The sequence below is a fragment of the Domibacillus indicus genome (assembly GCF_023715895.1).
Lineage (GTDB): Bacteria > Bacillota > Bacilli > Bacillales > Domibacillaceae > Domibacillus > Domibacillus indicus_A.
Genome location: NZ_JAMBOO010000020.1, coordinates 19,757 through 34,629, shown reverse-complemented (window position 1 = coordinate 34,629; position 14,873 = coordinate 19,757). Strand labels below are relative to the sequence as shown.

The window sequence follows — 14,873 nt, the reverse complement described above, 5'->3', positions numbered from 1 at the left end:
GTACTAAATCCAGGTATAATATAATAGAGATGAGATAACTTTACACGAATTGAGGTCCTTTATACATGTATGATTATAAAACGGAGTTAACGGCACCGGAAAATTATAATATTACGCAGGAAATTGAGAAGCATGCTTCGGATAAACTGGCTCTCGTTTATCAAAATGAAGCTGGAGCTACTCAAACGATCACGTATAACGAGCTGATTAAACAATCCAATAAGCTTGCAAATGGGTTAAACCATCTTGGTTTGGAAAAGGGAGACCGTGTCATGATCGTGACGACTCGCTTAATTGAGTCTTATGTGATTTATATGGCTTGTTTAAAAGCAGGACTTGTCATTATCCCTTCTTCTGAACTGCTGCGTGCCAAGGATATCGCTTACCGGCTGAACCACTCTGAAGCCAAAGCGGTGATTTCTTATGCTGATTTTACAAATGAAATTGATGCCATTGAGGAAGAGCTTCCGTATCTTGAACGCAAAGTTTCTTTTGGAGGAACAAAGGCTGGGTGGGCAGATATTCATAGCATCATGGATTCTTCTTCTGAGAACTTCGACAACCAAATCACGAAACGCGACGACCTTGCTTTTCTCGCTTACACTTCCGGCACAACCGGGAATCCAAAAGGTGTTGCTCATGCACATAGCTGGGGTTATGCCCATATTCGTATCGCTGCCGAGGAATGGCTTAATATTAAAGAATCGGATACTGTATGGGCAACAGCTGCTCCAGGCTGGCAAAAATGGGTATGGTCCCCCTTCCTTTCGGTTTTAGGTTCAGGTGCAACCGGATTTGTTTATCAGGGAAGATTCACCCCTCAGAGATACTTAAAGCTGCTTCAAGATCAAAAGATCAATGTGCTTTGCTGTACGCCTACTGAATACCGAATGATGGCCAAAACAGAAGGATTAAACCAATACGACCTTTCAAACTTAAGAAGTGCTGTTTCTGCCGGAGAAGCCCTTAATATGGAAGTGATCGATGTATTTAAAAATACATTTAATATCCAAATAAGAGACGGCTATGGACAAACGGAAAGCACACTTTTAATCGGAACGCTGCAGGGTGCCGAACATAAGATAGGCTCAATGGGCAAACCGATCTTGAATGATACGATTGACATCGTTGATGAGGATGGTGTTCCCGTTCAAACAGGCGAGATTGGCAATATCGCCATTCGGAAAGAATTGCCGGCACTCTTTAAAATGTATTATAAAGACCCCCAAAAAACGGAAAGTTCCTATACAGGAGATTATTTCTTAACGGGAGACCGCGCCAGCAAAGATGAAGAAGGCTTTTACTGGTTCCAGGGAAGAAGTGATGATGTCATTATCAGCTCCGGTTATACAATCGGCCCCTTTGAAATTGAAGATGCCTTAATGAAACATCCTGCTGTACTGGAATGTGCGGCTGTTGCAAGCCCTGATGAAATTAGAGGGAATGTCGTGAAAGCTTTTATTGTATTACAAACTGGAGTTGAAGGTTCCGCTGAACTTGTGAAGGAACTGCAGAGCTTTGTTAAACAAATAACAGCACCTTATAAATATCCAAGGCTTATCGAGTTCGTTGACCACCTGCCAAAAACGGATTCCGGAAAAATCAAACGTGTTGATTTAAGAAGCCGCGGGAATCAATGATACCCCTGAACTCTCTCCTATTGAACGGCAGCCAAGTACATACTTGGCTGTTTTTTTATGCAACCTGTGTATTTTTAGCCTGCAGCAAATAACTGTTTAGCGTAATGAAGTCAGGAAATCAGAAGTATAACGGAGTCGATCGACGTCGTTATTATCATTAACAAAAATGAAGATTTACTAAGTTCCTTTCCGAGGTCTTGCGCATAATTTGTTAAAAAAGACAAAGGAGAGAGACCATTGGATTTCAATAAAAAAAACCTTCCCGACCTGTTTCAAGGCTCAGTCGGAGATTTAATCAAATCGTTTGATTCCTTTTTTAATGAATCGATGAAGTATGCTGGCCATTATTTCAGCCAGCCAATTTCCGATTTGACCTGCTATGAAACGGGCTCAAATATGGTCATTGAAGCAGAGTTAAAGAACTGTAGGAAAGAGCAGATACAAATCTACATGCTAAGAAACGGCCAGGTAAAAGTTAGTGTAGAAAACATTTCTTCTACTACAGCTAAAAATGATAAAGATGAAATCATTCTTAAAAATCAATCCGTGCAGAAAGTCGAAAGAATTGTGGTACTCCCTTGTTCGCCTGGAACAGGCAAAATAAAAGCAACATTTAAGGATGGACTGCTGAGAGTCATTATCCCAAAAAGGGAACAAGCGGAAACCATTATCGAGATTGACTGACCTCTTTGTTTTCGTATTGAAAGATGTATTGGCTATGGGAGAAAGCAGGCTGACTCAAAGCACTGGCCTTGATGTTTTGCAATTTTTTTCTTTTCGGCTCAGCCTGCTCACACCCTTTTCCCCTTATTTAAGAATAAAAGAAAAAAAGAACCATGATCTGGTTCTTTAGAAAAAGGTAAAATATTAACTCTCTTTTTTCTTTGCTGTAGAGTTTCGCACCACCAATTTAGGAGACAGGATGACGCGCTGTTTGGATTCCTTTTTTTTCTCAATTTCTTCAATAAGCAGCTCCACTACTTTTTTTCCCATCTCATCAATCGGCTGGGCAATCGTTGTTAAAGGCGGCTCACAGATTGTGGATAGAATGGTATTATCAAATCCGACAATCGATAGCTCATTTGGAACTTGTATATTCCACCCGCGTGCTCCCTGCAGTGCCCCAATTGCCAATGCTTCCGTAGAAGCAAAAACGGCTGTTGGCGGACTCTGTTTTTTTAATAGGCTCAACATCGCCTCTTTTCCTTCATCAATGGAAATATTGTTATGTATAACAAAGCTTTCATCATACGGTAAACCGTGTTCTTCAAGCGCATTTCTATAGCCTTGAACCCTTGATCGGACGACTGAATAGGTGGCGTCCTCTGTGATCATCGCAATCTTTTCGTGTCCAAGATCAATTAAATGTTTTGTGGCTTCATAACCGCCTAAATAATCATCCACCAGCACCGTATCTACCGCAAGAGAAGGAACGTCTCTTGAAAGCAAGGCCATCGGAAGATTCGTTTTCATCAGCTCTTTGATAGACTTCTCTTTTTTCAATCCTGTTGCGACAATGATGCCATCTGTATACTTTTGTTTTAGAATCGAAATGTATTCCAATTCATTTTTAATGTCATTGTCTGTGCTGCAAATCATCAGACTGTAACCGTGCCGCTTAAGATGGTTTTCAATGCTGCGCGCTATTTCTGCCATAAACGGGTTGGCGATGCTCGGTATTAAAAGCCCAACCGTTTGAATGCGCTTTTTTACGGATGCCGTAACACTGGGCTGATAATTTAATTCCTGCATCGTTTCCTGCACTTTTTTTCTTGTTTTGTCTGCCAGGTTCCCAGTATTATTAAGCACTTTAGATACAGTAGAAATGGACACGCCTGCTTTTTTAGCTACATCATAGATGGTAGGTTTCATCGTTCCCTTTCCCCTCTTTTCTTTCTCACTGCTTTACTATCTATTTTAACCTATTTTTACTGGAATTAAAGAAGATGCTGTCGTTGAGAAAGCGATTCATAATTGAAGGCTTTAACGGGAATGCCCCACTTTTTTCCTGCTTTCTTTCGGAAAGAATCACGCTGTTAAGCTTTAATGTTGTTATTTCATCCATAGTTGACTGCAATAAAAAGAAGAGCAGCTGGTGAAAGCCGCTCTCCTTTTATATCCATTTTAAATTTAAAATTTCTTGATAGATCTATTTGTTATTAATGAGCAGCCGCCGCAACTGGAGTTACTTCCTTAATACGTCCCTCTTGCTTGTATTCAAATGGGCTAGGCAATGTTTTGACATAGTCGACCGTTGCTTGGATATCTTCCGGTCCTACTTCCATACCGCGGGAAACAGCTGCAATACCATACTTTGCATTACCAAACATATAATTGTTTACGACCACGGTATATTCTTTTGTTTTATCAATTTTGCTTCCATCAGGAAGAGTGATATCCACCACTTTTGCTGTGTTTGCTTGGGCATCCACCGCATACGTGTAGTTGAATCCAGCAACGTGGAAGTCATACCCTGCAGGAGAGAGCTGATTATTTAATATCGTTTCTAAATCAGCACCTGTTACGGTTACTTTATTTAGCACGTTGCCAAATGGCTGAATAGAGAATAAATCACCAAATGTTACTTCCCCGGCGTCAAGCTGTGCCCGCACTCCTCCACCGTTCATAAGGGCAAAGTCCGCATTCATATTTACCTTCATTCCGTCGGCAATCAAATTCCCCAGCGGCAGGTCACGATAATCCCCTGTATAGGCTTTAGCGGTAGATAGCGTGGTTAAAGAATGCCCAACCACCTCCGCTTTAATGGGTTCCACTAAATCCTTGTACTTATTGATAATGGTTGAAACTTCAGTATCTGGTGTGTAATCTTTTTGATACACGGTCACGATTTCGGCTTGCTTGTTCACGACATCTCCCGAAACTGGATCAAGTTCAAGGTCCACATCAGAAAATGCTGAACCGTATGAATATGATTGCACGATTAACTTGCTGTCGACTACTTTATTGACTTTTGCATGGTTATGGGCAGAAAAGATTACATCTATTTCATCGTCCACATTCTCAGCGATTTTGGACGCATCAAATGCATCACTATTACCCGTCTGGGTTGTCGGATTATGAGCGAGTACCACAATGGCCTCCACGCCTTTTTTCTTCAATTTCTCCGCATACTTGTTAATGGCTTCAGCCTCATCTGTAATTTTAAGGGTTTCATTCCCTTTGCTTACGATAATATTAGGTGTTTCTTGGGTCACGACCCCGATGAATCCAATTTTCTTACCGCCTGCTTTTTTAACGACATAAGGCTTTGTGATTAATTCTCCCGTTGCCGTATCAAACGCATTAGCCGCAACGATCGGGAAATTCATTCCATCGTATCCGGGAACTCCTTTTGGGTGATCCCCGCCCCCAATCATACGATGCAACTCTTCGATCCCTTCATCAAATTCATGGTTTCCAAGTGTTCCTACGTCAACCCCCATAGATTCCATCACTTCAACAGTTGGCTCATCTTGGAAAGCTGCTGAAACAAGCGGACTTCCACCAATCATATCACCAGTATGTACTAAAAGAGTATTTGGATTTGCCGCCTCTCTCTGTTTTATCGCTGCAGCCGTGTACTCCATACTTCCGGCAAGCACATTCTCACCATTTAATTTTAGTTTTGTTACAGTATCGATTTGTCCATGCAGGTCATTTAACCCCAGCAATTGAACCTTGACTGTACTTGCATTCTGGTTTTGCTTATTCTGTTTTTCTTTATTCTCTGAAGCAAAAGCGTGAGATGAAACAACAGTAGAGGATAAAACCGTTACTGCTAATGATGCTCGTAAGAATTTCTTTACAGAATCTTTTTTTCTTCTTTTCATATAGATTCACTCTCCCAGCGAAGTGTTCATTTCATAGTTTTAACCAAAATGAGCATATCAGATGAAAGGAGGTTTTTTGTTAAGAATATGTAAGGCTTATGTTAAAATTTTAAATTCAAATCAGTTTCCAGACAACTTAATAAATAGTTGTATTAAACTTTATTGTTCTTATGATGCAAAACGACGGGACTTCGTTTAAAAGTCCCGTCATTTTGCATCGTAACCATCATCCATCTTCACAATTTGAACTTCCCGTAGAACCGAAAAGAGGAAGCGCTTTCCTTTCGCTAGATGGCTATGACACATCTCTTGTTTAAAAAGTGTATAAAAAAACGGGTTCAACCTTACATTCCTTTTAAGGAAAGCGCTCCATATAAGAAGTGCATTTTAACCATTTGAACGTCCATAGCCGTCTCGCTTTGCACCTTAAACTGTTTTTTTGGCAGCTGGATCTGCATTCACTTATGAACCAACTTTTTTCGGGCGCAAATCGGCAGTCGTTTCAGCTTGTGCTGGCTTCCAATGTGTTTCAATCTCTTCTAGGGTTTTCCCTTTTGTTTCAGGCACCCATTTCCATACAAAAATGAAAGCAAGCACACACATCAATCCATAGAAGCTATACGTCATACCGGCGCTTATTTCCAACAACGAAGGGAATGTGGCGGATATCAGTAAATTCGAGCTCCAATTGGCTACTACGGTTATTGCCATCACCTGGCCTCTTATTTTATTCGGGAAAATCTCAGAAGCCAAGACCCACGTAAGCGGACCCCACGATAAATTGTAAAAAGCGGCGTAAAGCAAAATCAGTACCAATGCTCCGACTCCCATCGAATCGGCAAACGATAAAGCAGCTACCCCAAACATGCCAACCGTCATTCCAAGCGAGCCAAGAAGCAGCAAACGCTTTCTGCCCCATTTGTCAACGGCTATAAGAGCCAGAAAAACAAAAACGAAGTTGACGACTCCCAGAAGAACCGTTTGAAGCATGGACGTATCTGCACTCGCTCCCATATCAGCAAATATACGGGGTGCATAGTATAAAATGACATTGATCCCGACAAACTGCTGGAAAGCCGCTATTAAAATTCCGACGATGACAACTAGCTTCCCGTATGAAAAAACACGCGCTTTCTGCGTATCCATCGTTTGTTTGACTTCATGATAAATGTCTTTTGCTACTTCTCTTGATCCATTTATTTTTTCTAAAATGTTTAATGCTTCTTCATCTCTATTTTTAGAGATCAGATAGCGCGGTGTTTCAGGTACTAAAAACAGGAGAAAAAAGTACAAAAGTGCCGGGATGGCCTCAGAAGCAAACATGTATCTCCAGCCTAAATCATTAATCCAACTGATGCTTTGCCCGGCAGCTATCTTCCAGTTCACAAAATAAACGAGCAGCGTGCCAAAAATAATCGCTAAATTGTTTAAGGTTACGAGTCTTCCTCTAATGTTTGCAGGAGACGTTTCACTAATATATAGCGGCCCTAATCCTGAAGCCAAGCCAACACCTACGCCGCCAATAATTCTGTAAATGTTAAACATAATGAAAAGGCCAATCGTCGGTTCCCCTTTTTCAAAAAAGAGAAACTCAGGATAACCAGAAAGCAATGCTGAAATAAAAAACAAAACCGCTGCAATGATCAGTGAATTTCTGCGCCCTATTCGATTGGCGACAACTCCACTAATCAGCCCGCCCACGACACATCCAATTAAAGCACTTGATACTGTCAGCCCGTGAAACACGGTGTTTAATCCCAGCTTCTCAATAAAGTAGACCTGCAGCGACTGTTCCGCACCTGAAATGACTGCCGTATCGTACCCGAACAACAAACCTCCTAATGCAGTAATGGACGTTAAGTAAATCATATATTTCATGTTTGGCTTCATCTTTCAGACTCACCTTCATTATAAATTTGACAAGGAGCCTTTCAGTAATTGCCTGGCGCCTGGTTCCACGCGTTAAGCTTTTATTTTGCCCCTTAAAATGATTTCTTCTCTTAGAGTGTTAATAATGATTTTTTATCCAGACTCATGGGATACTGACATGAGCCTGGACAATCCCGTTCCAAACAGCTTAACAGCTTAAATAGAATGATTGTTTTTAAGAGCTTACTTTAGCTAGATCCCATTCCTTTATTTTTTGCAATGAATCCTTGTAGTACCCCACTACTACTTTTACATAATCCCCGTCTTTAACTGGTGTAAATGGATTTGGCCCTTCAGCCGTCATTTCCATAATGATCGGCCCCTTATAACCGATTTCATGCAAAGCCTCAATTTGGCCTTTAATATCTGCATGCCCGTTGCCAACCGCCTGTCTATTCGAATCCGCCACATGGTAAACACCCAGTTTATCCTTTGCCTTCTTTACTGCCTTAATAGGGCAAGATTCTTCAATATTCATATGGTAAGCGTCTAAGAGTACCTTAAATTTTTCGCTTTTCACTTCGTCCAGTAAACGCAGTGCTTCTTCCGCTGTAACAATTTGGTGGTTTTCATAACGATTCAGTACTTCAAACACGACCTCAATATCAAGTTCCTCTGCTTTTTGCAGGATCGCCGTTGAACTTTTCACAAGCAATTCCCAATCTTTCGCTGAGTCTCCACATCCTTGCGTTTTCCCCACATCACCATGCAGACAGATTCTTTGAGCACCCAGTTCCTGTGCCCAGCTTAATAGATCCAGGAAATATTGAACCGCACTGGAACGAACCTGTTCATCAGCACTGGAAATATCCACATTATCAGGGGTGACAGATAAAACTTTTAAATCATGCTTCCTTAAGACAGCTTGTAATTCAGCTGGGTCTTGAGACAAGTTTCCTTGAACTTCTACTCCGCTTACGCCGATTTCTTTTGCAAGCTTACATTTTTCCTCGAAGGCGATTTCTCCAAATGTCCAAAGGCACAGACCATACTCTCTTACCATTTGATTCCCTCCACATACAAAGTAGTTTGAATTATCCGAAACTTAAAACCGTTAATCGGCCTATTTGGCGGCTCTTCTGTCCTCTCTTTAAATAAAAACAGGGCTCTCGATTTTGACCGGACGATTGGTTTTAACCGACTCTATACTGGCAAGAGCGATTTGCAGCGCCCAGCGTGCATCTTTTGCGGTCGCATAAGGCTGCTTGTTGTTGATCACACAATCGGCGAAACTTCTTAATTCGTCAACGTAAGCATCAAATAGTAAATCCTGATCATAACGGGATGTATCAAAACTTACACCGTTCTGGTCGTATCTTGTCATGCTGGATTGACGTATTCCACCGGCAGTCAGCATGCCGTTTGAGCCAAATACTTCGCCTCGAATGTCATAACCATATACGGCCTGGAAATTGGCTTCTGCCGTAGCCATGGCTCCGTTGTCAAATTTCACTGTAACAAGTGCTGTATCTAATAGTCCGCTTTCTTTCAAATCCGGCCGAATCAGCGCATCCGCCATTGCATACACTTCAACTGGCTTTGCACCAGGATTTAAATACATAAGGGTATCAAAGTCATGAATGAGAGTTTCTAAAAAGATGGTCCATTCTGGAATAGATTCCGCTCTATTCAGTTTTGGATCTTTTGTCGTTGATTTTATTAATTGCGGAGTGCCTATTTTTCCGGAAACGATTTCTTCATGAGCTGCTTTAAACCCTTTTTCAAATCTTCTATTAAATCCTACCTGCATGACCGCGTTTGTTTCCTCTACTGCCTGCACAATGGCATTGGCTTCTTCCAAGTTTACTGCCATTGGCTTTTCACAAAATACCGCTTTCTTGTGTTCAATTGCCGCAAGGACGTTGCGCGCATGCGTCCGGGCAGGTGAAACAATGACCACAGCATCCACCTGCGGATCTTGAATTAAGTCCAGCGGGTCTGTATACGTTTTTGCATCTACATTTAATTTCTTTACTAAATTCTCTGCAGCACCAGGAACCGGATCTGCAACCGCATACAAATTAGCCTGTGATACACGGTAAGCAATGCTTTCTCCATGAAAAGCGCCCATTCGCCCGGCGCCGATTAACCCAATGTTTACTTTATTCATAACAATCCCTCCAAAATGGTTTATATCCCTGCTTCAATTAGGAAAGCACTTTCCTTTGAATCAGATTGTAAGCCATTACAAAATATTAGTCAAACGTTTTTTAACTAAAAAACAGATCAGTTTGCAATATCCCTTATGATTATTGATTATGTTGGCTGTATTATTAGATATTTCATCATCCGATTTACTACAAAATTAAGAAATAAAAAGGAAACAACTTTCCTGTTTTTCAACTAAATGAATTCATTTCTTTTCCGCTTATCATTCGCCAAGACAGCTCTTTGTTTTGAGGTTTTTAAGCTGTGTACGCAGGCAGATGAGAAGTGACGGTATTTTTCATGCATGCTGCTAATTTTTTAATGTTTGAGCTCTTTTAAAGGCGGCTGTTGATTTTCCTGTTAACTTAACGGTGTAGGGTTGAAGAGGATTTTTCTTTCAAATAACGAATACTTAAAGTAAAAACGGAGGAGTGATGAAGTTTATGATCAGCAAAGTCGGACAAATTATGTTGTATGTAAACAATCAAGATGATGCAGTGAATTTTTGGACAGAAAAAGTAGGGTTTCACGTCATTTCTGAAGAGAATAATGGACAAGGAATGAGATGGATCGAAATAGCCCCAACAAAAGATGCAGAAACAAGCATTATTCTGCAAAATAAAGAACTCGTTGCTAAAATGTCCCCTGGGTTAAATCTTGATACTCCTTCATTGATGTTTTTTACTGCAGATTTCGACCAGTTATATAACGACTTATCAAATAAAAATGTTACAGTCGGAGAAATAGTCAATATGCCTTCTGATAAAGGAAGAGTATTTAACTTTGCTGACAATGAAGAAAATTACTTTGCTGTACTTGAAAAAAATCAGTAATCTATATTTCCCTAAAAGCTGCGTTAGTCGAAGAACAAAGCTCAAAAAGCCGTTTAAAAAACGGCTTTTTTTGTTTAAAAACCAAAATGGAATACAACACGCCTTTATTTTAAATAGGTAAGTCTTTTTTGTTCAGCCCACTTTCAACCCTTTTACTTTTTTATATAAATGCGTTTTTATTACATCATGCCCGGAAAGGCAACTTTGATCTTTTTTAGGCAACAGCTTCTTTTGCACAACTCTCTATCCCTGCACTTATATTTTCTTTTGTATACATGTATATTAATATACATAAATACATATATACCAGCATATGAATATACATAAGACCTCTCTATGACAAAAACAGCATTAGATGATGATGTATATTCTTAACCTATTACAATCCGATACATAGGAAAAACGAGAACACTGATATAAAAGAAAACGGAGCTTAGATCATTTTAAAGTTCTATTTACTGCAAAACAAAAAACCCGCTTCTAGGCGGGTTTTATTGCTTAAGCTAACCAAGAACAAAAAAGCCGTTAAAAAAACAAATCTTGACATCTATATCGTCGTGAAAATATTCATTCGTTCTCTTTCACTTTTTCATAATCGCAATCTGATTTAACCGGCTTTCAACATTTTTGTAACTTAATTTAGGTTTAAAGCCGGCTGGTCAGCATAATCGACCCATGTAGAACCGTTTTCGGCAGAACGGACACAGTTTTCAATCCAGCGGATGCCGTCGATTCCAGCGTCAATGTCCGGATATACTAGATGTTTTAATGTTTCCTCATCGCCGCGGTTTTTCGCATCCATTGCTATCGCAAATTTAAGGTAGATATTGGCCCACGACTCAGACAGCCCTTCCATATGCAAAGCGCCCAGACGCTCATCGGCGTTGCAGCTTTCATCCAAGTAAGGCATGGCGCGGATCAGTGTCTGAATCGGCTCACCCTGCACTTCATAACGAAGTTCATTCGGCTTGCTGTCCCACCACTCCAGGCTTGCTTTTGAGCCGACAATACGGATGCGGTGTCCGTCCATGCAGCCTGCATCGACAGAAGATGTCCATAGTCTGCCTACCGCCCCGTTTTCATAATGCATCATGACGTAAGCATTGTCCTCCAGCGGCGCCCGGCTGCTGATAAAGCTCTGGCGGTCGCAAAGCAGCTTCTTAATCTTCATGTTCGGCATGATAAGCTGTGACATGTAATACGTGTGGGTCGAAAGGTCGCCTAGAACAAAGGTCGGTCCAGCAATCTTCGGATCCACCCGCCACTTTTGTGCATCGCTGAATTTATCGGCTTCGTCTGTGGCGCTAAAGCCGTGCGTATACTGCAGTTCTACCATGCGGATGTCGCCGATTTTGCCCTGCTCGATCATCGCGCGCATCTGAAGCAGCAGCTGGTTGCCTGAGAATCCGTATGTAACGCCTACGATTTTGCCCTGCTGTTCGGCAAGCTGCTTGATTTCTTCCCCTTCCGCTGACGTGAAGAACAACGGTTTCTCACAGATGACATGAAGGCCTGCTTCAAGCGCCGCTTTTGTGATTTCATAATGTGTGCCGTTTGGCGTCGCGATAGACACGACTTCTAAGCCGTCTTCTCTTTTCGCTTCTTCCGCAAACATCGTACGGTAATCTGGATAGCAGCGGTTTTCTTCTACACCCAGGTTTACGCCAAAATCTTTTCCGCGTTCTGGATCAATATCAAAAGCACCCGCTACTAATTGAAAAGCGGTATTATCACGAAGGGCACCAATACGGTGCTTATAGCCGACTTGTCCAAGCCGTCCTCCCCCAACCATTCCCCAGCGCAGTGGTCTTGCGATCTTTTTTTCACCATTCAACATATCGAAAACTCCTCTCCATTTTTAGAAATGATATCAGGCATTGGTTGTGAGCGCTTTCTCTCCCTAAAAAGAAAGCCTATTCAATATCGAAACTCTACAATTTCATTATAAGAACGGTCTTTATTTTTGTATTTAGATTATCAAGTCGTGATGTTGTACTTTTAAGACATATTGAAACGCTTACTTTTTACAAGACTCTAATTTACTGCATTTCGTTTGAACTTTCCTCAAACTTGGTTTCGTCTCCTGTATTCAGCGGGTGTGATGCTTGTTTCCTGCAGGAAGACCCGGCAAAAATAATGAACAGAAGTGAAACCGCACTCGTATGCAATTGATGTGATTGAGCGGTTTGTAGACCTGATTTTTTTAGAAGCTTCCCTTACCCTTTCCTGCCGCACATAAGAGGTATAGGACATACCGGTTGTCTCACTGAATAAGCGCGATAAATGACGCGGAGAAATATGAAAAAAGCGGGCCACCTCGTTTAAAGAAAGCGGCTGGGCTAAATTATCCTGGATAAATCTTTGGGCTTTCTCAATCATCTGCTCCTTATTGTCATAAAATGGCCGAGGCTTTTGATGATCCCGTACTCCACAGAATAAAGCCTGAAGGGACAGCATAAGAGACAGGCTGATCGCTTTCAAAACCTCTGACGAAGACTGCTGCTCAGCATGTTTCATTAAGGTCTTCCATAACAGTACCGCTGGCTCATTTTCCGAATTAGGAAGGTAAATGTTTTGCTCGTTTGCTAGTTCCTCAAACAATAGCTGCTGTTCCCGTGAAGTATTCTCTTTTTCTATTTCAAAGGCAGCCCATAAAAGGTATAAATTCTTTCCTTCATAGATTTTATGGAGCTGGTTGGGGCGAGAACAGAAAAACGTTCCTTTTGCGAGAAGAAAATCCTGCCCATTTTCGAAGTAAAGACCGCTGCCGTCTACTACATAACAAATTTCAAAAAATGAATGTTTATGAAGAGGGGTATCCACATGCTTTCTGTCAGCTCCCCAATAGTGAACGCGGATAGAAAGGTCTTTTCCTTCACAAAGATTAGCTCCACGCTGCAAAGATCGAACAGCCATACTTAAATTCATTAAGCAGAACCCCCTCAATAAACAGATTTCAAATAAAAAAAACAATAAGTACTTTTTAAAAAATTAAGATAGTAATCAAAAAACTAGATTATAGCCATTCTATACGAATGAGCATAGTCGTTAAAGGACTTTTTCAGATGTGTTCTTTTGAATTCGTGTGGTGTGATGGGCACGGAAAGAAAATTCCAGCTCTTCCAGTGTCCGGTCTTTTGTTTCAGGTAAAAACTTCTTCACAAATGCGATGGCGGCAAGCCCCATGGCGGTGAAGAAAAAGAAAGTCGTCGATAAGCCGATGTTTTCGAGCAGCACAGGAAACGTCAATCCAATAAAGAAATTTGCGATCCATAAACAAAATACGCTGATCCCCATTCCCAAGCCTCTCAGACGTAACGGGAATATTTCGGCAAGCATAAGCCATGTGACAGGGGCAACAGCTCCCTGCATAAACGCAAGAAAAGTAACAGTCAAAGAAAGAACCACATAAGGAAGTGCACCGCTTCCATCGAGCACGTTGGAAAAGATCCCAATCAGCAGCAACGAAGTCGTAGTGCCGGCAAGTCCAACTAAAAGCATCGGTCTGCGCCGTACTTTGCCGAGAAGTACGATCCCTACACAAACAGCAATCACCGAAATTAAACCATTGGCAATGTTGGCTATTAGAGCTGCTTCTGTTTGAAAGCCTGCGTCTTTCAGGATTTCAGTACCGTAATACATAATCGAGTTAACACCGGTAATTTGCTGTACAACTGCAATACCAATTCCAAGGAAAACGATACGGCGTATCCATGGAACAGCCAAGTCCTGCAATGCTGCTTGTTTGACTTTTGCTTCATTCAAAACCGTACCCTTGATTTTGTTAAACTCTGCTTGCGCCTGCTCTTCTGTACGTATTTTTCGAAGAACCGCCAGGGCTTCTTCGTATTTCCCTTTTGAAAGAAGCCAGCGCGGACTCTCTGGCATTCTGATCATCCCAACAAACAGGAATACAGCTGGCAGCGCTGCGATGGCAAGCATGTAACGCCAAACGTGAATGTTGTCAGACATCATATTGCCCAAGGCAGCATTGCAGACAAAAGCCAACAGCTGACCGCCAACGATCATCAATTCGTTTTGCGTCACCATTCGTCCCCTGCTCTCCACTGGAGAGATTTCTGCTAAATAAGTCGGAACGGTTACCGATGCACCACCAACGGCAAGCCCTAACAAGAAGCGAAAAATGACCATGGCCGTGACGTTAGGAGCAAGTGTACATCCCAGAGCCCCAATAAAGAAGAATACGGCCAGGTATAAAATATTTTTTCGGCGCCCGTTGTAGTCAGACAGCCTGCCGCCCACTACGGCACCCAATGCAGCCCCAAAAAGCAGAGAGCTTGCGACAACACCTTCCGTAAATGAGTTAAGCCCAAGCGCTTCAGACATGAAAGGCAAAGCACCATTGATCACTCCGGTATCGTATCCGAAGAGAAGCCCGCCGAACGTAGAAATAACAATGATAGTAGTTAAAAACGACTTCTGATTTCTCTGTTCACTCATGTAAATCTCTCCCTTCAAGTGTAATGCTTTTC

General features: G+C 41.6%; 11 protein-coding genes. 3 read left to right on the top strand and 8 right to left on the bottom strand.

Annotated elements, in window-relative coordinates; translation table 11 throughout:
- Nucleotides 1-65: 65 nt before the first annotated feature.
- On the top strand, nt 66-1,640 hold the full coding sequence (gene mbcS / locus M3221_RS19615; protein WP_251273396.1) for an acyl-CoA synthetase MbcS: 1,575 nt from the start codon (nt 66-68) through the stop codon (nt 1,638-1,640).
- Between the two features lie 237 nt (nt 1,641-1,877).
- Nucleotides 1,878-2,324, top strand: a complete 447-nt coding sequence (locus tag M3221_RS19610; protein ID WP_251273395.1) for an Hsp20/alpha crystallin family protein — start codon at nt 1,878-1,880, stop codon at nt 2,322-2,324.
- 183 nt (nt 2,325-2,507) lie between these two features.
- Here the strand turns inward: M3221_RS19610 and M3221_RS19605 are convergent, their stop codons facing one another.
- The 5 genes from M3221_RS19605 to M3221_RS19585 all read right to left on the bottom strand — a co-directional run bounded on the left by M3221_RS19605 (nt 2,508) and on the right by M3221_RS19585 (nt 9,509).
- Entirely contained in the window at nt 2,508-3,512 is a 1,005-nt protein-coding gene (locus M3221_RS19605; RefSeq protein ID WP_251273394.1) for a LacI family DNA-binding transcriptional regulator, read from the bottom strand.
- A gap of 287 nt (nt 3,513-3,799) precedes the next feature.
- A complete protein-coding gene (locus tag M3221_RS19600; protein ID WP_251273393.1) occupies nt 3,800-5,470 on the bottom strand; it encodes a 5'-nucleotidase C-terminal domain-containing protein in 1,671 nt (556 codons plus the stop codon).
- Nucleotides 5,471-5,932: 462 nt separating this feature from the next.
- Nucleotides 5,933-7,360: a D-xylose transporter XylE gene (gene xylE, locus M3221_RS19595; RefSeq protein ID WP_251273392.1), complete on the bottom strand. Its 1,428-nt coding sequence runs from the start codon at nt 7,358-7,360 to the stop codon at nt 5,933-5,935.
- 214 nt (nt 7,361-7,574) lie between these two features.
- On the bottom strand, nt 7,575-8,402 hold the full coding sequence (locus M3221_RS19590) for a sugar phosphate isomerase/epimerase family protein (protein WP_251273391.1): 828 nt from the start codon (nt 8,400-8,402) through the stop codon (nt 7,575-7,577).
- Nucleotides 8,403-8,489: 87 nt separating this feature from the next.
- Nucleotides 8,490-9,509 (bottom strand): Gfo/Idh/MocA family oxidoreductase, encoded by a 1,020-nt coding sequence (locus M3221_RS19585; RefSeq protein ID WP_251273390.1) that lies wholly within the window; start codon nt 9,507-9,509, stop codon nt 8,490-8,492.
- 481 nt (nt 9,510-9,990) lie between these two features.
- On the opposite strand from M3221_RS19585, the gene M3221_RS19580 reads away from it, so the two are divergent.
- Entirely contained in the window at nt 9,991-10,380 is a 390-nt protein-coding gene (locus tag M3221_RS19580; protein ID WP_251273389.1) for a VOC family protein, read from the top strand.
- A gap of 634 nt (nt 10,381-11,014) precedes the next feature.
- On the opposite strand, the gene M3221_RS19575 is transcribed toward M3221_RS19580, so the two are convergent.
- From M3221_RS19575 to M3221_RS19565, 3 genes are all read right to left on the bottom strand, one after another.
- The gene (locus M3221_RS19575) at nt 11,015-12,217 is read right to left on the bottom strand and encodes a Gfo/Idh/MocA family protein (RefSeq protein WP_251273388.1); all 1,203 of its coding nucleotides are present in this window, start codon (nt 12,215-12,217) and stop codon (nt 11,015-11,017) included.
- Nucleotides 12,218-12,444: 227 nt separating this feature from the next.
- Nucleotides 12,445-13,308 (bottom strand): AraC family transcriptional regulator, encoded by an 864-nt coding sequence (locus M3221_RS19570; protein WP_251273387.1) that lies wholly within the window; start codon nt 13,306-13,308, stop codon nt 12,445-12,447.
- A 120-nt stretch (nt 13,309-13,428) separates the two neighbouring features.
- Nucleotides 13,429-14,841 carry a sugar porter family MFS transporter gene (locus M3221_RS19565; protein WP_251273386.1) on the bottom strand — a complete coding sequence of 471 codons (1,413 nt, stop codon included), beginning with the start codon at nt 14,839-14,841 and terminating at the stop codon, nt 13,429-13,431.
- Between the last annotated feature and the right edge of the window lie 32 nt (nt 14,842-14,873).